This is a genomic window from Nocardioides sp. NPDC054178, assembly GCF_055585005.1.
On the sequence record NZ_JBVJKY010000012.1, the window covers coordinates 45,278 to 63,095 of the forward strand.

15 protein-coding genes are annotated in these 17,818 nt (G+C 71.2%); 12 read left to right on the plus strand and 3 right to left on the minus strand.

Features of this window, described 5'->3' with window-relative positions; genetic code table 11:
- Positions 1-5: 5 nt before the first annotated feature.
- The 4 genes from argG to ACZ6WN_RS29400 all read left to right on the plus strand — a co-directional run bounded on the left by argG (position 6) and on the right by ACZ6WN_RS29400 (position 4,001).
- A complete protein-coding gene (argG, locus tag ACZ6WN_RS29385) occupies positions 6-1,466 on the plus strand; it encodes an argininosuccinate synthase (RefSeq protein WP_465869821.1) in 1,461 nt (486 codons plus the stop codon).
- Positions 1,466-2,890: an argininosuccinate lyase gene (gene argH / locus ACZ6WN_RS29390; protein WP_465869823.1), complete on the plus strand. Its 1,425-nt coding sequence runs from the start codon at positions 1,466-1,468 to the stop codon at positions 2,888-2,890. Before argG ends, argH begins: the two co-directional genes overlap by 1 nt.
- The gene (locus ACZ6WN_RS29395; RefSeq protein WP_465869825.1) at positions 2,890-3,456 is read left to right on the plus strand and encodes a DNA-3-methyladenine glycosylase; all 567 of its coding nucleotides are present in this window, start codon (positions 2,890-2,892) and stop codon (positions 3,454-3,456) included. Before argH ends, ACZ6WN_RS29395 begins: the two co-directional genes overlap by 1 nt.
- Before the next feature lie 125 nt (positions 3,457-3,581).
- Complete coding sequence (locus tag ACZ6WN_RS29400) at positions 3,582-4,001, plus strand: single-stranded DNA-binding protein (RefSeq protein ID WP_465869826.1); 420 nt, start codon at positions 3,582-3,584, stop codon at positions 3,999-4,001.
- On the opposite strand, the gene ACZ6WN_RS29405 is transcribed toward ACZ6WN_RS29400, so the two are convergent.
- A complete protein-coding gene (locus ACZ6WN_RS29405) occupies positions 3,998-5,158 on the minus strand; it encodes a DUF1015 family protein (protein WP_465869827.1) in 1,161 nt (386 codons plus the stop codon). The genes ACZ6WN_RS29400 and ACZ6WN_RS29405 overlap by 4 nt on opposite strands.
- 64 nt (positions 5,159-5,222) lie before the next feature.
- Here ACZ6WN_RS29405 and ACZ6WN_RS29410 point away from each other — a divergent pair, with 64 nt between their 5' ends.
- From ACZ6WN_RS29410 to ACZ6WN_RS29440, 7 genes are all read left to right on the plus strand, one after another.
- On the plus strand, positions 5,223-6,272 hold the full coding sequence (locus tag ACZ6WN_RS29410; protein WP_465869828.1) for an HAD-IIA family hydrolase: 1,050 nt from the start codon (positions 5,223-5,225) through the stop codon (positions 6,270-6,272).
- Entirely contained in the window at positions 6,269-6,535 is a 267-nt protein-coding gene (locus ACZ6WN_RS29415) for a hypothetical protein (protein WP_465869829.1), read from the plus strand. The genes ACZ6WN_RS29410 and ACZ6WN_RS29415 overlap by 4 nt, the downstream gene beginning before the upstream one ends.
- Before the next feature lie 11 nt (positions 6,536-6,546).
- A complete protein-coding gene (locus ACZ6WN_RS29420; RefSeq protein WP_465869830.1) occupies positions 6,547-7,410 on the plus strand; it encodes a TlyA family RNA methyltransferase in 864 nt (287 codons plus the stop codon).
- Between the two features lie 31 nt (positions 7,411-7,441).
- Complete coding sequence (locus ACZ6WN_RS29425; protein WP_465869831.1) at positions 7,442-8,437, plus strand: NAD kinase; 996 nt, start codon at positions 7,442-7,444, stop codon at positions 8,435-8,437.
- Positions 8,430-10,193 (plus strand): DNA repair protein RecN, encoded by a 1,764-nt coding sequence (gene recN / locus ACZ6WN_RS29430; protein WP_465869833.1) that lies wholly within the window; start codon positions 8,430-8,432, stop codon positions 10,191-10,193. The genes ACZ6WN_RS29425 and recN overlap by 8 nt, the downstream gene beginning before the upstream one ends.
- 169 nt (positions 10,194-10,362) lie before the next feature.
- Positions 10,363-12,294, plus strand: a complete 1,932-nt coding sequence (gene steA, locus ACZ6WN_RS29435; protein ID WP_465869835.1) for a putative cytokinetic ring protein SteA — start codon at positions 10,363-10,365, stop codon at positions 12,292-12,294.
- 14 nt (positions 12,295-12,308) lie between these two features.
- On the plus strand, positions 12,309-14,030 hold the full coding sequence (locus ACZ6WN_RS29440) for a CTP synthase (protein ID WP_465869836.1): 1,722 nt from the start codon (positions 12,309-12,311) through the stop codon (positions 14,028-14,030).
- 67 nt (positions 14,031-14,097) lie between these two features.
- Here the strand turns inward: ACZ6WN_RS29440 and ACZ6WN_RS29445 are convergent, their stop codons facing one another.
- Together ACZ6WN_RS29445 and pepN are read right to left on the minus strand one after the other, a co-directional pair.
- On the minus strand, positions 14,098-14,571 hold the full coding sequence (locus tag ACZ6WN_RS29445) for an SRPBCC family protein (protein WP_465869837.1): 474 nt from the start codon (positions 14,569-14,571) through the stop codon (positions 14,098-14,100).
- Positions 14,572-14,641: 70 nt separating this feature from the next.
- A complete protein-coding gene (pepN, locus tag ACZ6WN_RS29450) occupies positions 14,642-17,074 on the minus strand; it encodes an aminopeptidase N (RefSeq protein ID WP_465869839.1) in 2,433 nt (810 codons plus the stop codon).
- 52 nt (positions 17,075-17,126) lie between these two features.
- Between pepN and ACZ6WN_RS29455 the strand changes: the two genes are divergently transcribed.
- Positions 17,127-17,768, plus strand: a complete 642-nt coding sequence (locus ACZ6WN_RS29455; RefSeq protein ID WP_465869840.1) for an NUDIX domain-containing protein — start codon at positions 17,127-17,129, stop codon at positions 17,766-17,768.
- The last annotated feature ends 50 nt before the right edge of the window (positions 17,769-17,818 follow it).

The window sequence follows — 17,818 nt, forward strand, 5'->3', positions numbered from 1 at the left end:
AACTCGTGAGCAAGGTCCTGACCTCCCTTCCCAAGGGTGAGCGCGTCGGCATCGCCTTCTCCGGAGGTCTCGACACCTCCGTGGCGGTCGCCTGGATGCGCGACAAGGGTGCGGTGCCGTGCACCTACACCGCCGACATCGGGCAGTACGACGAGCCCGACATCTCCGGTGTGCCGGACCGTGCGATGGCCTATGGCGCCGAGATCGCCCGCGCCATCGACATCAAGCCGCAGCTCGTCGAGGAGGGTCTGGCCGCGCTCGCCTGCGGCGCCTTCCACATCCGCTCCGGTGGCCGTGCCTACTTCAACACCACTCCTCTGGGCCGGGCCGTGACCGGCACCATGCTGGTGCGCGCCATGCAGGCCGACGACGTCAACATCTGGGGCGACGGCTCGACCTTCAAGGGCAACGACATCGAGCGGTTCTACCGCTACGGCCTGATGGCCAACCCCGAGCTACGCATCTACAAGCCGTGGCTCGACGCCGACTTCGTCCACGAGCTCGGTGGGCGCCACGAGATGTCGGAGTGGCTGGTCGCCCACGACCTGCCCTACCGCGACTCGACCGAGAAGGCCTACTCCACCGACGCCAACATCTGGGGCGCCACCCACGAGGCCAAGACCCTCGAGCACCTCGACGTCTCCCTGGAGACCGTCGAGCCGATCATGGGCGTGAAGTTCTGGGACCCCTCGGTCGCCATCGAGACCGAGGACGTCTCGATCTCGTTCGTCGAGGGTCGGCCGGTGGCGATCAACGGCAAGTCGTTCTCCTCAGCCGTCGAGCTGGTCTACGAGGCCAACGCGATCGGCGGCCGCCACGGCCTGGGCATGTCGGACCAGATCGAGAACCGGATCATCGAGGCCAAGTCCCGCGGCATCTACGAGGCGCCGGGCATGGCGCTGCTGTGGGCGGCCTACGAGCGGCTGCTCAACGCGGTGCACAACGAGGACACCATGTCCAACTACTACAACGAGGGCCGCAAGCTCGGCCGGCTGCTCTACGAGGGCCGCTGGCTCGACCCGCAGGCGCTGATGCTGCGCGAGTCGATCCAGCGCTGGATCGCCTCGCTCGTGTCCGGCACGGTCACCCTGCGGCTGCGCCGCGGCGAGGACTACACGATCCTCAACACCGAGGGCTCGCACTTCTCCTACCACCCCGAGAAGCTCTCCATGGAGCGCGTCGAGAACGCCGCCTTCGGCCCCGTCGACCGCATCGGTCAGCTCACCATGCGCAACCTCGACATCGCCGACTCGCGCTCCAAGCTGGAGATCTACGCCGGGCATCCCTTGGACCAGGGCACGGTCCTCGTCGAGCACGGCACCCTCTTCGGCGAGCTCCCCGCCGGTGGCTTCGACCGCATCGCCGCCACCGACGGCAAGCCGCTCCCGACCGTCCTCCCCGTCGAGGCGTCCGTCCTGGACGACACGATCCTGGACGAGGCCGCGCTGGAGGCGGGCAACGACTGATGTCGAACACACCTGCCAACACCACCAACGAGGGCAAGCTCTGGGGCGGCCGGTTCGCCGGTGGCCCCTCGCCCGAGCTCGAGGCGCTCTCGCGCTCGACGCAGTTCGACTGGCGGCTGGCGCTCTACGACATCGCCGGGTCGCACGCTCATGCCAAGGCGCTGGGGGCGGCCGGGCTGCTCACCGGTGACGAGGAGAACGAGATCCACCGGGGTCTCGACGTCCTCGCCGACCGGTTCACCGCCGGACGGCTGCTTCCGGCTGCTTCCGACGAGGACGTACACGGGGCGCTGGAGCGGCTGCTCATCGAGGAGATCGGTCCCGACGTCGGCGGCAAGCTGCGCGCCGGGCGCTCGCGCAACGACCAGATCGCGACCCTGTTCCGCAGCTACCTGCTCGACCATGAGCGGGTGCTGCGTGGCCTCGTGCTCGACCTGATCGACGCGCTCGCCACCCAGGCGGACGAGAACATGGGCGCGATCATGCCCGGACGTACGCATCTCCAGCACGCCCAGCCGGTGCTGCTCTCCCACCATCTGATGGCCCACGCCTGGTCGCTGCTGCGCGACGTCGACCGGCTCAACGACTGGCGGGCGCGGGTCGTGTGCGACTCGCCGTACGGTTCCGGTGCGCTCGCGGGTCAGTCGCTCGGGCTCGACCCCGAGCTGGTGGCCTCCGAGCTCGGCTTCACAGGGTCCAGCGCCAACTCGATCGACGGGACCGCCTCGCGGGACTTCGTCGCCGAGTTTGCCTACGTGTGCGCCCAGATCGGGGTCGACATCAGCCGGATCGCCGAGGAGATCATCCTGTGGGCGACCAAGGAGTTCGACTTCGTCACGCTGCACGACTCCTGGTCGACGGGCTCGAGCATCATGCCGCAGAAGAAGAACCCCGACATCTCCGAGCTCGCCCGCGGCAAGGCCGGGCGGCTGGTCGGCAACCTGACCGGGCTGCTGACCACCCTGAAGGCGCTGCCGCTGGCCTACAACCGTGACCTGCAGGAGGACAAGGAGCCGGTCTTCGACTCCCTGGACACCCTCGAGGTGCTGCTTCCGGCCTTCACCGGCCAGGTCGCGACGCTGGTCTACAACACCGACCGGATGGCCGAGCTCGCCCCGCAGGGCTTCTCGCTGGCCACCGACATCGCCGAGTGGCTGGTCCGGCAGGGCACCCCCTTCCGGATCGCCCACGAGCTCGCTGGCGCCTGCGTGCAGGCGGCGGAGAAGCGCGGTGTCGAGCTGGACGCGCTCACCGACGAGGAGTTCGCCACGATCTCGCCGGCGCTCACCCCTGACGTACGCCTGGTGCTGACCATCGAGGGCTCGGTCGCCTCGCGCGACGGCCGTGGCGGCACGGCTCCCGACCGGGTCGTCGAGCAGCTGGCCGAGCTCCGGGCCAAGGCGGCCGGGTTCCGTCCGTCCTAGTGCTCGCGAGCCTGCTCAACCAGCGCCCCGAGGTGACCGCTCCGCGGCTCCTCGGGGCGACCCTGTCCCTCGACGGGGTCATGGTGCGGCTCACCGAGGTCGAGGCGTACGCGGCCGACGACCCCGGCTCGCACGCCTTCCGGGGCGAGACGAACCGCAACCGGGTGATGTTCGGACCGCCGGGGCGGCTCTACGTCTACTTCACCTATGGGATGCACTACTGCGCAAACCTCGTGTGCCACCCCGACGGCGAGCCCGGAGGGATCCTGCTGCGCGCCGGCGAGATCGTCGAGGGGATCGAGATCGCCCGCGAGCGACGCGGACCGGTACGCGACGTCGATCTCGCCCGCGGACCCGCACGGCTCGCCTCGGCGCTCGGGATCGACCTCGCCATGAACGGGACCAGCGACTTCGATCTGCACCTGGCGCCGGCGCAGACGTGGGCGGGGATCGAGGTGGCCACTGGGCCGCGGGTCGGGCTGCGGCTCGCGCCGGACCGGCCCTGGCGGTTCTGGGTCGCCGGTGACCCGACGGTCTCGCCCTACCGCCCGGCGAAAGCCCGCTGAGAGCTGTCCGGACGGGCCGATGACCGTCCACAGGCACGGTTCGGACCGCGGTTCTCCACAGGCAGGGTCGGCCCGGGCGGAACTGTCGGTGCCCCCGATCAGGATGATGGTCGGAGGTGATCGCGATGACGGTCGCAAGGGTAGAGAAGGAGCCATCACCGGACGATGGCGAGCGGATGGAGCCGGCCGGTGGGCTGGCGACGGTCAACGAGGTGAGGTTGATCGGTCGGCTCTCGCTGGCCGCAGAGGAGAAGGAGCTGCCGAGCGGAGATCAGCTGACCGCGTTCCGGGTGGTCGTGAACAGGCCGCGCGACAAGCGCCGGGGGAGCCGGGTGCAGATCGACGCGCTCGAGTGTCACACCTGGGTCGCCCGGGTTCGCCGAGCGGCGAGCACCTGGCAGGTCGGAGACGTCATCGAGGTCAACGGCTCCCTGCGTCGCAGGTTCTTCAAGACCGGTGGCCGGCTGCAGTCGATGACCGAGGTGGAGGTGTCCTCGGCCCGACGGGTGAGCAGAGCGGCCGCCGCGGCCAGGCAGGCCAGCTAGTGCCGCGACTTCTCCAGCCGCGCCGAGTCCAGGAGGCGGATGAGCACACCCGGGTGCGGCTTGGGCTGGAAGGAGGTCGCCTTCTCCGGGAGCAGCTCGCCGATCGAGGCGGAGGAGAGGATGGTGTCGAAGGTCGGCGCGGCCAGCAGCACCGCGACGTCGCGGCCCGGGCGGGCCCGCTTCAGCGCGGCGTCGACCTGGTGGGCGTGCAGCACCCGCGAGGGCTGCCGGCGCAGCTCCGGAAGGACGCGGTCGTGCAGATAGCCGACATCGCCGGTGATCGGGCTGTTCGCGCTGTCGACATCGAGCGTGGCCCAGCCCCGGCCGTCGCTGAGCACGATGACACCGGGGCCGAGCCGGCTCAGGGAGGCGTCGCGGCCACCCGCGGTCCACTCGGCGCCGACGGACTCGGCCGCGGCCCGTAGGTCGCGCAGGTTCACCCCGGCCAGCACCCGGTGGATCGCGCCGAGCTGGAGCGGAGTGTCGTCCTGGTCGATGAGCATCGCGAGTCCGAAGTCGGTCGCGGCGCCGTCACCTGGCTCGGCGAGACCCTGGAGCTCGGCGTAGGCCGCATAGCGGTGGTGCCCGTCGGCGATCAGCGCCTGCTGGGTCGCCCAGGCCGTGCGCAGCTGTCCGATGAGGGCCTCGTCGGTGATCGCCCAGACGCGGTGGTGCTGGCCGCCATGGTCGTCGTACTGCTCCTCGGGAGTGCTGCTCTGCACCCGGTCGAGCAGGGCCGCGACCCCGTCGGGTGCGTGGTAGGTGAGCAGGATCGGAGCGGGGTGCACCCGCATCTGCCGCATCCGGGAGGCGAGCTGCTCGGCCTGGGCGGTGCGTACGCCCTCGTGCGGGATGACCGCGGCACCAGCCGGGTCGTCGGTGCGGTGCGAGACGTCGAGGATCCCGACGACGCCACGCACGGTGATCCCGGCAGCGGTGTACTCGTGCAGGTAGAGCGCGAGGTCCTGGTGCTCACGCAGATCGCCGCGCGCCAGCCACGAGCTGATTCGGGAGGCGACGCCGCGATAGGGGCGGGAGTAGAGCCGCGCGGAGGTGGGGTCCCCGATCCGTGACGGCGCCAACGAGAGCGCTCGAAATGGCTCCAGGCGCAGCGGACGCCCGAGGTACGGCGCCCTGACCACACCCGTATCGTCCATCCGCACATCGTAGGGTCACACTGGTGCCATTCGCCGAACCCCCGACCCAGAGAAGGAACTTCGTGTGCTGACCGGCCATCAGTTGAAGGGCTCAACCCAGCCGCTCGCCGCCGCCCATGACGTGGCGATGCTCGACCTCGACGGTGTGGTCTACATCGGCGGCACGGCGGTCCGACGCGCCCCCGAGTCGCTCGCCGCCGCACGCGAAGCCGGCCTCAGGCTGGCGTTCATCACCAACAACGCCGCCCGGACTCCGGCCAAGGTCGCCGAGAACATCCGCAACCTGGGGATCGAGGCGAACGCCGAGGACGTGGTCACCTCGGCGCAGGCCGCCGCGCATGTCCTCGCCGAGCGGCTCGCCCCGGGCGCGAAGGTCGTCAACCTGGGTGCCGCCGGCCTGCGCGAGCCGCTCGAGGCGGCCGGACTGGTGCCGGTGGCCGTCGACGAGGACGCCGAGGCGATCGTCACCGGCTACAACCCCGAGCTGCTGTGGAAGGACATCCTCCGTGCGGCGGTGCGGATCAAGGACGGGCTCTTCTGGGTCGCCAGCAACACCGACATGACCTTCCCGGCGGCCTACGGGATCGCGCCGGGGCACGGCGTCCTGGTCGACACCCTGCGCCGGTTCTCGGGCGTCGAGCCGGTCGTGGCGGGCAAGCCGTCGCGACCGCTGCTGGAGGAGACGATCCGGCGCACCGACGCCGATCACCCGCTGATGGTCGGCGACCGGCTCGACACCGACATCGAGGGCGGCCGCAACGCCGGCATCGACACGCTGCTGGTGCTCACCGGGGTGACCGGGCTCGAGGACCTGGTCGCGGCCGAGCCGCAGCGGCGACCGTCCTACATCTCCACCGACCTGGGCGGGCTGCTGGAGGCTCACCCGGCGCCGCAGACCGAGGGCACCACCGCGCGGCTCGGCGGCTGGACCGCAGAGGTACGCGACGGTGAACTCCGCGTCACCGGCGACGGGAGCACCGACGACTGGTGGCGGGTGGCCGCGGCGGGCGCCTGGGCGCACCTGGACGCCACCGGATCGGTGGCCACGATCGGCACCCAGGCCGTGCCGCCTGGCCCGGATGGCGGCGAGGGGACGGTAGTCTCGCCCTCATGAGCGAGCAGCATTTCGACGAGACTCCGGCTCCGGCCGGGCTGGGCAGCGCCGAGACGGCGCCGCACACCGGTGTCGCCCGCGTCGATGCGGTGCTCGAGACGCTGGACCGGCTCGACGAGCTGCGGCTGGCCGAGCACGTCGGCGTCTTCGAGGCCGCTCACACCGAGCTGCGTCGCGCCCTGGACCCCGACGCCGGAGCCCACGACGCGATGGCCCGGGTCGCCGCGGCGCCCGGCGAGCCCCGGCCGACCGACCAGCCCTGAGAGGCGAGCCGATGCCTCCTCGTCGCCTGCGCCTCGACGCCGAGCTGGTCCGGCGCAAGCTGGCCCGGTCCCGCGAGCACGCCAGCGAGCTGATCGCCGCCGGGCGGGTCACGGTCTCGGGAAACCGAGCCACCAAGCCGGCCACGGGCGTCACCACCGATGTCGCGATCGTGGTCACCGAGGACCCCGACCGTCCCGACTTCGTCTCCCGCGGCGGTCACAAGCTCGCCGGAGCACTCGCGGCGTTCGAGCCGCTGGGACTCTCGGTCAAGGGCCGCCGCTGCCTCGACGCCGGCGCGTCGACGGGCGGGTTCACCGACGTACTGCTGCGCAACGAGGCCCGAGAGGTCGTGGCCGTCGACGTCGGCTACGGCCAGCTCGCCTGGCGGCTGCAGCAGGACGAGCGGGTGATCGTCCACGACCGCACCAACATCCGGGACCTCTCCCTCGACATCGTCGGCGAACCCGTCGACGTCGTGGTCGGCGATCTCTCCTTCATCTCCCTCGAGCTCGTCCTGGACGCGCTGATCCGGGTCACCAGCCCCGACGGCGACCTGGCGCTGATGGTCAAGCCCCAGTTCGAGGTCGGCAAGGACCGGGTCGGCAAGGGTGGGGTGGTCCGCGACCCCGCGCTGCGCGCCGAGGCCGTCAACGCCGTCGCCGCTGCCGCCGCGAGCCGCGGCTGGGGCGCACGCGCGGTCACCACCAGTCCGCTTCCGGGCCCGTCGGGCAACGTCGAGTTCTTCCTGTGGCTGCGCCGCGGCGAGGCCACCGTCACCGAGGCGGAGATCGAGGAGGCCGTGCGCGAGCAGCGCGGCCTGGAGAGCCCCGCCGCCGGGGATGTGTCGGTGCCGTCTGAGAAGGTTGATCCGTGAGCGAGTGTCAGCGAGTGAACCAGGCGGCGACGTGACCGACGCCGATACCTCCGCCGTGGACCCGGCGCCTGTGGACCCAGCCGAGGTCCGCCGCGTCCTCATGCTCATCCACACCGGGCGCGAGGAGGCCCGCGAGGTCGCCCTCGCCTGTGCCAAGTCGCTGGCGGTCCACGGGATCGTGGTCCGGGTGCTGGCCAGCGAGGCCGCCGACCTGGGCATCGACCCGGCGGCGTACGAGCCGAAGCTGGAGCTCGCCGCCGACGAGCACGACGCCAGCCGCGGCTGCGAGCTGGCGCTGGTCATCGGTGGTGACGGCACCATCCTGCGTGCGGCCGAGATCGTCCAGCCCCACCGCACCCCGGTGCTCGGGGTCAACCTCGGACACGTCGGGTTCCTGGCCGAGGCGGAGTACGACGACGTCGAGTCGACGATCGAGGCGATCGTGCAGCGTCGCTACACCTCCGAGGACCGCCTCGCGCTGGAGGTCAGCGTCTTCGAGGACGGTGAGAAGGTCTTCCGGACGTTCGCGGTCAACGAGGCCAGCGTCGAGAAGGCCGCGCGCGAGCGGATGCTCGAGGTCGTCGTCGAGATCGACGGCCGGCCGCTGTCGAGATGGGGTTGCGACGGCGTCGTCTGTGCGACCCCGACCGGATCGACGGCCTACAACTTCTCCGCCGGCGGCCCGGTCGTGTGGCCGGGCGTCGAGGCGCTGCTGCTGACCCCGATCAGCGCCCACGCCCTCTTCGCCCGGCCGATGGTGGTGGCGCCGACCTCGGTGCTGGCCGTCGAGGTCATCTCGCGCGCCGATGGTGTCGGTGTGCTCTGGTGCGACGGCCGGCGCTCCTACGACCTGGGCCCGGGTGCCCGGATCGAGGTCACCCGGGGGGTGGAGCCTGTCAGACTCGTCCGCCTGCACCAGGCGCCGTTCACGGATCGACTGGTGCGGAAGTTCGGACTGTCTGTGGAGGGATGGCGAGGCGCCGCGGAACGGCGTCCGTTCAGGATGAACGGAGGCGAGCATGCTTGAGGAGATCAGGATCTCCGGACTCGGGATCATCGAGTCCTCGACCCTGGAGCTCGGACCAGGGCTGACCGTGGTGACCGGTGAGACCGGCGCGGGCAAGACCATGATCGTGACCGCTCTCGGGCTGCTGCTCGGCGGTCGCGGTGACGCCGGCTCGGTCCGCAAGGGCAAGAAGGCGGCCCGGGTCGAGGGTGTCATCGACGCCCGCTCGCTGCCCGCTGTCGTGGAGGCGACCGAGGAGGCCGGGGGAGAGGTCGAGGAGGGTCGGGTCCTGGTGGCCCGCACGGTCGCCGCCGAAGGCCGCGCGAGGGCCTACGTCGGGGGAGCGACCGTCCCGGTCGCGACGCTCGGCTCGGTGACCTCGCCGCTGGTCGCGGTCCACGGCCAGTCCGACCAGCACCGACTGCTGCAGCCGCGTGCCCAGCGCGACTCGCTGGACCGCTTCGGCGGCGATGCGGTCGCCAAGCTCATCGCCGCCTACGGCGACATCCACGCCGAGCTCCACAAGGTCGAGCGCGAGCTCGACGAGGTCACCACCCACGCCCGTGAGCGGGCGCAGGAGGCCGACCTGCTCCGCTTCGGTCTGGGCGAGGTCGAGGAGGTCTCCCCGGAGTCCGGCGAAGACGTCACGCTGGCCCAGGAGGAGGAGAAGCTCGGCTACGCCGACACGCTGCGCACCGCCGCGGAGCACGCTCGTGAGGCGCTCTCCTCGGAGGTCGACGCCCCCGACGCGCTGGGCGCCATCTCGGCCGCGCGCCAAGCCCTCGACGGCGTGCGTGAGCACGACCCCGAGGCCGCCGGGCTGGCCGACCGCCTCGCGGAGGTCTCCTACCTGCTCTCCGACCTCGCCGCCGACGTCGCCTCCTACGCGACCGCGATCGAGACCGACCCGGCCCGGCTCTCGGTGGTCTCCGAGCGCCGCGCGGCCCTGACCGCGCTGACCAGGAAGTACGGCGAGACCATCGACGAGGTGCTGGCCTGGGCCGAGACCGGCGTCAAACGGCTGCTCGAGCTCGACTCCGACGACGACCGGATCGAGGAGCTCCGCGCGGAGCGTACGCGTCTGCGGGCCGCCCTCGCCGATGCCGGCCTGGCGCTGTCGGCCGCCCGCACCGACGCGGCCGGCGCCCTGGCCGAGGCGGTCAGCGACGAGCTCACCGGACTGGCCATGCCACACGCGCGACTGGTGGTCGACGTACGCCAGAAGGAGACCGACGCGCCCGCGTCGGAGGACGAGCCGCACGCACCGCTGAAGGTCGGCTCGGGCCGGACCCAGCGCTGGCTGCGCTACGGCTCCAACGGCCTCGACGAGGTCGAGCTGCTGCTGGCCGCGAACACCGGCTCGGAGCCCCGCCCGCTCCACAAAGGGGCCTCCGGTGGAGAGCTCTCCCGGGTGATGCTGGCGATCGAGGTGGTCCTGGCGGCCACCAGCCCGGTCCCGACCTTCGTCTTCGACGAGGTCGACGCCGGGGTCGGTGGCACCGCCGCGGTCGAGATCGGCCGCCGGCTCGCCCACCTCGCCCGGACCGCCCAGGTCCTGGTCGTCACCCACCTGCCCCAGGTCGCCGCCTTCGCCGACCACCACGTCGCCGTCGAGAAGACCAGCGACGGCGTGGTCACGAGCTCCGGACTCACCGTCCTCGACGATGAGTCCCGCGAGCGCGAGCTCTCCCGCATGCTGGCCGGGCTGACGGCCTCCGACACCGCCATCGCGCACGCCCGCGAGCTCCTCGAGGTGGCCCGCTCCGCCAAGGCCTGACCGCGCCGAGACCCCAGCTCTGCCGCCCGAACCGGTCGTTGTGGCGAACGACACACGCCGTAACGACCGGTTCGACCGCCAAACGTCCGCATCCGGCCGCCACGACGTCCGACTCGCCGGATAGGAGATCCGGGGACGCGCCGTGGCGCCGGGGGAGGATTGGAGAGCCATGAGACTGCCTACTCGCCAGATTCCCTCCGTGCTCCCGGGCATCCGCGGCACGCTCCGTTCGGGGCGGCCGACCAGGGCGCTGATCCCGCGACTCAAAGAGGGCGACATCGCGGTCATCGACCACGTCGACCTGGACCGGAGCACTGCGCTGGCGATCGCCGCCCAGGGCGTGATCGCCGTGGTCAACGCCCAGCCGATGGTCTCGGGTCGCTATCCGAACCGGGGCCCGCAGACGCTGGCCGACGCGGGGATCGAGCTGATCGACAAGATCGGCGAGGCGGGGCTGGAGAAGCTGGTCGACGGCCGGAAGGCGCGGATCCTCGACGGCGAGATCTACGACGGCGAGCAGCTCCTGACCTCGGGCCGTGCGCTCGATCAGGAGTCGCTCGAGAAGGACCTCAAGGACGCCAAGCGGGGCCTCAGCTCCCACCTGGACCTCTTCACCCACAACAGCAGCGAGCTCCTCAAGCGTGAGGAGGAGGTGCTGCTGCACGGCAACGGCGTACCTCCGCTGGACACCCCGCTGGCCGGCCGTCCTGTCGTGGTCGTCGCCGACCACCCCGACCTGGACCGCTACCTCGGCGATCTCGCCGGCTTCCTGCGCGAGCAGCGCCCGGCCATCATCGCGGTAGGCCCCGCGGCGAAGAGGCTGACCAAGAAGCAGGTACGCCACGCCGTGATCGTCCTGGGCCCCGACACCGACACCTACCCCGAACCGAAGGTGCTCACCAGCGCCGCCGAGGTCGTCCTCGCGCCCGGCGCCGCCGCGAGCGAGAACGCCACCGAGCTCCTCGACCGGATCGGCGTGCAGCCGAAACGGTTCGAGTCGGCGCTCGCCCCCGAGGACGCGGCGCTCCTGGTCGCCTACGCCCAGCACCCCTCGCTGGTGGTCGGAGCCGGGCTGAGCACCACCCTGACCGACTTCCTCGAGGACCAGCGCCCCGGCCTGGCCGGCACCTACCTGACCCGGCTCGCCCTCGGCCCGACGCTGATCGACGCCTCCGTGGTCCCCGCCGTGCGCCGCAGGGAGCCCCGTAGCCGTCGGCTCGTCCTCCCGCTCCTGGCCGCGGTGACCGCGCTGGCGGTCGGTGTACCCGCCGGCATCTGGGCCGCCGACCACGACCTCACCGCGATCGGCACCGGAATCATGAGCCGGGCCGGTGACGGTGCCGCGGCCAGCCCCACCTCCGGCCGGAGCGAGACCAAGGGCGCCACGGACCCGCAGCAGAGCGCCGAGGCCCGGTTCGTCGCCGAGGCCGGCGACGCGCTCCTGCCCGGCGCGCTCACCGGCCAGAAGGTCGCCGTCGTCACCCTCCCCGGCGCGGACCAGAAGACCGTCGCCGCGCTCACCGGCAAGATCGAGACGGCCGGCGGCGCGACGACGGGGGTGCTCGACGTACGACCGAATCTGCTGGACCCCGACCGCAAGCAGTACGTCGACAGCCTGGCCACCCAGCTGGTCAAGCAGCTGGGCCGAGGCGACGCGCAGCAGGCGACCTATCAGCGGATGGGCCAGGTGATCGGGGAGACCTACGCCGGCACGAAGCCGCCGTCGGCGTTCGACCAGCCCGCCAAGACCGCTGCTGTGGCGTTGCTCACCGGTGACCTCGTCAAGGCCCAGGGACGGCCGACCGGACCGGCCGGCCTCGTCCTGGTCGTCCTGGGTGAGGACAGCGAGGACACGACCGCGGTCGAAGGCCTGGTCGAGGGTCTGGGCGCGACCACGAAAGGCCTGGTCGTGACGGCACCCACGGGCTCCGAGGACCTCGAGACGCTCCGCGCCAACGACTGGCCGGGCTGGTTCGCATCGGTCGACGGCATCGAGACCAGCACCGGTCAGGTCGCCGCTCCGCTCGCGCTGGCTCGACAGACCAGCCAACAAGGTGGCGATTTCGGTGCGTCAGGTTTCGGTGGCCTGCTGAAGCATTGATAGGATTGAGGCCCATGAAGTCGGCGAGCTTGGCCAAGCACATTTTTGTCACCGGGGGCGTCGCCTCCTCATTGGGAAAGGGACTGACGGCATCGTCCCTCGGCCGTCTTCTCCGTTCGCGTGGGCTGAGCGTGACCATGCAGAAGCTGGACCCGTACCTCAACGTGGACCCCGGCACCATGAACCCGTTCCAGCACGGTGAGGTCTTCGTGACCAACGACGGTGCCGAGACCGATCTCGACATCGGCCACTACGAGCGGTTCCTCGACACCGACCTGGTCGGCCACGCCAACGTGACCACCGGGCAGGTCTACTCCAACGTGATCGCCAAGGAGCGCCGCGGCGACTACCTCGGCGAGACCGTCCAGGTGATCCCGCACATCACCGACGAGATCTCCGAGCGGGTCCTGGCCATGCACGGCCCCGAGATCGACGTCGTGATCACCGAGATCGGCGGCACGGTCGGTGACATCGAGTCGCTGCCGTTCCTCGAGGCCGCCCGCCAGGTGCGCCAGCGCCTGGGCCGCGACAACGTCTTCTTCGTGCACGTCTCCTTGGTGCCCTACATCGGCCCCTCCAAGGAGCTCAAGACGAAGCCGACCCAGCACTCGGTGATGGCGCTTCGCCAGATCGGCATCCAGCCCGACGCCATCGTGTGCCGCGCCGACCGCGAGCTGCCCGAGGGCATCAAGCGCAAGATCGCGCTCATGTGCGACGTCGACGAGGACGCCGTGGTGACCGCCGCCGACGCGCCGAGCATCTACGACATCCCGAAGGTGCTCCACCGCGAGGGTCTGGACGCCTATGTCGTGCGCAAGCTCGACCTGCCCTTCCGCGACGTCGACTGGGCGCTGTGGGAGGACCTGCTCCGCCGGGTCCACCACCCCAAGGAAGAGCTCACCATCGGTCTGGTCGGCAAGTACATCGACCTGCCCGACGCCTACCTGAGCGTCGGCGAGGCGCTGCGCGCCGGCGGCTTCGCCAACGAGGCCAAGGTCAACATCCGCTGGATCCCCTCGGATGAGTGCGAGACCCCCGAGGGCGCCGCGAAGAACCTCCACGACGTCGACGCGGTCTGCGTCCCCGGCGGCTTCGGCATCCGTGGTCTGGAGGGCAAGCTCGGCGCGCTGACCTACACCCGCACCCACCAGATCCCTACGCTCGGCCTGTGCCTGGGCCTGCAGTGCATGGTCATCGAGTACGCCCGCAACGTGCTCGGCCTGGAGAAGGCCGACTCCACCGAGTTCGACGCCGAGACCCCCGAGCCTGTCATCGCGACGATGGAGGAGCAGAAGGCGTACGTCGAGGGTGCCGGTGACCTCGGTGGCACGATGCGCCTGGGTCTCTACCCGGCCGAGCTCAAGAAGGGCTCGATCGCGGCGGAGGTCTACGGCGAGACCTCGATCGAGGAGCGTCACCGCCACCGCTACGAGGTCAACAACTCCTACCGCGACCAGCTCGAGGATGCCGGCCTGGTCTTCTCCGGCCTCTCGCCCGACAACCAGCTCGTCGAGTTCGTCGAGCTGCCCCGCGACGTACACCCCTACTACGTCTCCACCCAGGCCCACCCCGAGCTCCGCTCGCGGCCGACCCGCCCGCACCCGCTCTTCGCCGGGCTGGTGAAGGCGGCCCTCGACCGGCAGAAGGAGCAGCGGTTCCCGATCGACGAGACCAACTTGCGCCGCGAGGTCAGCGACATCAGCGACGTCGAGCTCCCCGAGCCCGCCGAGGCCTGAGCAGCCGACTGACGAGCCCCTGGGCCGGCATGCGCCGGACCAGGGGCTCGTGTCTGTGGGCTAGCTGCTAGTGGCGTACCTCGCCGGTCGGCTTCACCTCACCGCGCCACGCACCGGTCGCGGTGCCGCGGTTCTCGATGAAGTCCTTGAAGCGCTCGAGGTCACCCTTGGCGCGCATGTCGACGATCTTGAGTACGTCACCGGTTTTCTCGACGGCGCCCTCGGGCTCGTACTCCAGGCGGAGCGTCACCTTGGTCGTGTTCGCCATCTGATCCGGGGTGAAGGACACCGTCCCCTTGTTCTTGGCGCCCTCCACGGCGCGCCAGGTGATGCGGTCATCGGGAACCTGGTCGACGATCTCGGCGTCCCACTCGCGGGTCACACCGCCGATCTCGGCCTTCCAGTGCAGGTGCTTGTCATCGAGCTGCTGGACCGACTCGACGCCCTCCATGAACTGGGGGAACGACTCGAACTGGGTCCACTGGTCGTACGCGGTGCTGACCGGGACTGCGACCTGGACGCTCTTCTCGATGGTGCTCATGTCGTAACTCCTTCTCGGTTGCGTACGACGTGTGGGTACCCGCCACTCTCGCGGGCCATACCTTCTCGACTCACAGGGCGCGAGCCGCGACCTGACGCGAGTGCACGTCGGCCATCCGGATGACCGTCTGCCGGACGAAGGGGACCAGCGTGTCGCCCGCACAGGCGGCGCGTGCGGCGGCGGCGATCTCCTCACCGGCCTGTGCCGGGTAGAAGCGGAGCTGGAGCCCGTAGGCGAGCAGCCCACCACCCCTGATGGCGGCGACCGCGTCGAGATAGCGCTGGGCGTACGGCGCCAGGACCTCCTCCTGGCCGGGCCGCCAGAACGCCGAGCTGAGCGCGTAGGCGCTGTCGGTGCGCGGCAGCCGGCGCTCGATCATGGTCACCTGCCAGGCCTCCTCCTTGGCCTCCGCGAGCGGCTGCGCGGTGCGTACGCCCAGAGCGCTGACCCAGGACTCGGGATCCGGGTCGCGTGCCTCCAGGGCGGCGACCGCCTCGGCGTCGTAGTCGCCCGTCTCGGCGCGGCGCCCGAGCAGCCGCCAGGCCACCTGTACGTCCTGCGCGGCCCCTTCCTCGGCCAGCGCGAGCTGCTCGGGCGTGGAGGCGTGCGAGGCCAGGACGCGGAGCGCGGTGTCGCGGTTGGCCGGGTCCTCGGCGAGCGTCGCGGCCGCTCCGGCGACCAGCGCCCGCTGCTCGGCGACCCGCTCGGGCGCCGTCCACAGCTCGGCAGCGGTGACGGCCATGGCCAGGAACTCGCCGGTGACCTGCGGGTTGCGCTCGCGCTCGAGGACGGAGAGGACGCGCGAGACGACCTCGGGGCCGGCGATCTCACCGCGGAACAGGGCGGTCCAGGCGCTGTTGACCGCGACCGCCCGGGCGACCGCGTCGGGCAGCAGGCCGGCGTTCTGGCCGAGCCAGGCCTCGCTGGCCGGGTCCGAGCGCACCGCCGCGAAGGTCACGTCGGTCGCGTTGACCAGGTGGGCGGCGGCATCGGGGAGGGAGACCGCGACGGGCTCGCCCGCCACGGTGACCGGCGTGGTCGCCAGGAGTGCGCCCGAGGCGTCGTAGGAGCCGATGTCGAACCGGTGGGGGCGTACGGTCCCGTCGGCGCTGCTGACCGACACCTTGCCCTCGGCCAGGGTGATCACGTCGGTGCCGGCGTGGTCGAGCCACGCGGTGGTCCACGCGGAGAGGTCCTTGCCCGCGGCCGCGCCGAAGGCGCTCATCAGGTCGTCGAGGACGGTGTTGCCGTAGGCGTGCTCGGCGAAGTAGGAGCGCAGCCCGGTGAGGTAGGCCTCCTCGCCGATGTAGGCGTGCAGCTGCTGCAGCACGGCCTGACCCTTCATGTAGGTGATCGCGTCGAAGTTGGCCATCGCGACGTCGACGCTGGGCACCACGCCGCGGATCGGGTGGGTGGCGGGCGTCGCGTCGATGTCGTAGCCCGCCTTCTTCTCGGTCAGCGCGATCGAGGCCCACACGTCGGCGTAGTCGGGGAGCGCGGCCGAGGCCCACACCGCGGCCCACGAGGCGAAGGCCTCGTTGAGCCACAGGTCGTCCCACCAGCGCATCGTGACCAGGTCGCCGAACCACATGTGCGCCATCTCGTGCAGGATCACGTTGGTGCGCTCGGTGCGGTCGGCGTGGGTCGGTGCCGTGCGGTAGAGGAACATGTCGCTGTGGGTGACCGCGCCCCAGTTCTCCATCGCGCCGCCCATGTCGGGGACGAAGATCTGGTCGTAGCGACGCTGCGGGAACGGCATCCCGAACTTGGTGCCGAACCAGGCCAGCCCGTGCTCGGTGACGTCGAGGATCTCCTCGCGGTCCCGCTCGAGCTGGCTCGCCAGCGACCGGCGGGCGTAGAGCCCCAGGTCGTAGCCGCCGCGCTCCTCGCGGACCTCGACGAACGGCCCCGCGTTGACCACCACGACGTACGTCGAGAGCGGGGGAGTGTCCTCGAAGACCCAGGTCCGCGCCCCGGCCGCGGCCGCCGAGACGTTCGCGGGTGCGGAGTTGGACAGCACCGTCCACTGCTCGGGCGCGGTCACGGTGAACGCGTGCACGGCCTTGAGGTCGGGCTGGTCGAAGCAGGCCCACAGCCGGCGGGCGTCGTCGGGCTCGAAGGAGGTCCACACGTAGACGTTGCCGTCGGAGGGGTCGACGGTGCGCAGCACGCCCTCGGAGGAGGCGGTCTCGGACTGGGAGGCGGTCACGACCAGGGTGTTGGTCTCGGCGAGGTCCTCGAGCGGGATCCGACCGGCGCTGATCGTGGCGAGGTCGAGCTCGGTGCCGTTGAGCGTGGCCGCGCCGACCGCGGCGACACAGTCGACGAACGTGCTCGAGCCAGGGGTGGCGGAGAAGGTGATCGTGGAGACGCTGGAGAGCGTCTCGCCCTCCAGCAGCCCGGTCAGGTCGAGCGAGATGTCGTAGCGCTCGACGGTGATCGTGGCGGCCCGAGCGGCCGCCTCCTCCTGGGTGAGCGAGGCAGGGGCGGCGGGGGAGGTCACTTCGACAGGCTCAGTACATCGCGCAGACATGAGCCGAGGGTAGCCTCGGGCCATGACATCGGACGCACGAATTTCCGACTCCGCCGGGCCGCCGGATCCTGCTCCGCTGACCGAGTGGGACGTCCCGGAGAGCTGGCCGGTCGCCTCGAGCGAGGACCTCCACCGTGACGGCTGGGTGGTCGCCTTGCGTGCGGACCGGATCAACCGTCCCGGCCACGAGGACGAGGAGCCGTTCCGGCGGCTGGTGCTCGAGCACCCGGGCGCCGCCGTCGTGCTGGCGCTGGACGAGGAGGAGCGGGCCTTGGTCATCACCCAGTACCGCCACCCCGCCAGGCGGCGCTTCGTGGAGCTCCCCGCCGGCCTGATCGACTACCCCGGCGAGGACCCGCTGGACGTCGCCGTGCGCGAGCTGCGTGAGGAGGTCGCCCACGAGGCGTCCGAGTGGACGCCGCTGCTCTCGACCTACACCTCGCCCGGGATCTCCGAGGAGATCCACCACTTCTTCCTGGCCCGCGGCCTGACCGCGAGCGACCGCGACGGCTTCGAGCTGGAGCACGAGGAGGCCGAGATGGGCATCCACTGGGTGCCCTTCGAGGAGCTCCTGGACGCCGTGCTGAGCGGCCGGGCGACCGACTCGCCGGTCGTCCAGGCCGTGCTTGCGTACGCCGCCCTCAAATCCCGTGGCAGAGTCTGACCAGGCGCCTGGTCGAGGACCGAACGACGTGGTTTTGGTGACTTGCGCCA

What these genes read in the sequence shown, in the direction of transcription:
- argH (WP_465869823.1), top strand. Translation starts at nt 1,466, where the DNA reads ATGTCGAACACACCTGCCAACACCACCAACGAGGGCAAGCTCTGGGGC.
- ACZ6WN_RS29455 (WP_465869840.1), top strand. Translation starts at nt 17,127, where the DNA reads ATGACATCGGACGCACGAATTTCCGACTCCGCCGGGCCGCCGGATCCT.
- ACZ6WN_RS29405 (WP_465869827.1), bottom strand. Translation starts at nt 5,158, where the DNA reads ATGGACGATACGGGTGTGGTCAGGGCGCCGTACCTCGGGCGTCCGCTG.
- recN (WP_465869833.1), top strand. Translation starts at nt 8,430, where the DNA reads ATGCTTGAGGAGATCAGGATCTCCGGACTCGGGATCATCGAGTCCTCG.
- ACZ6WN_RS29415 (WP_465869829.1), top strand. Translation starts at nt 6,269, where the DNA reads ATGAGCGAGCAGCATTTCGACGAGACTCCGGCTCCGGCCGGGCTGGGC.
- ACZ6WN_RS29420 (WP_465869830.1), top strand. Translation starts at nt 6,547, where the DNA reads ATGCCTCCTCGTCGCCTGCGCCTCGACGCCGAGCTGGTCCGGCGCAAG.
- ACZ6WN_RS29440 (WP_465869836.1), top strand. Translation starts at nt 12,309, where the DNA reads ATGAAGTCGGCGAGCTTGGCCAAGCACATTTTTGTCACCGGGGGCGTC.
- steA (WP_465869835.1), top strand. Translation starts at nt 10,363, where the DNA reads ATGAGACTGCCTACTCGCCAGATTCCCTCCGTGCTCCCGGGCATCCGC.
- ACZ6WN_RS29445 (WP_465869837.1), bottom strand. Translation starts at nt 14,571, where the DNA reads ATGAGCACCATCGAGAAGAGCGTCCAGGTCGCAGTCCCGGTCAGCACC.
- ACZ6WN_RS29400 (WP_465869826.1), top strand. Translation starts at nt 3,582, where the DNA reads ATGACGGTCGCAAGGGTAGAGAAGGAGCCATCACCGGACGATGGCGAG.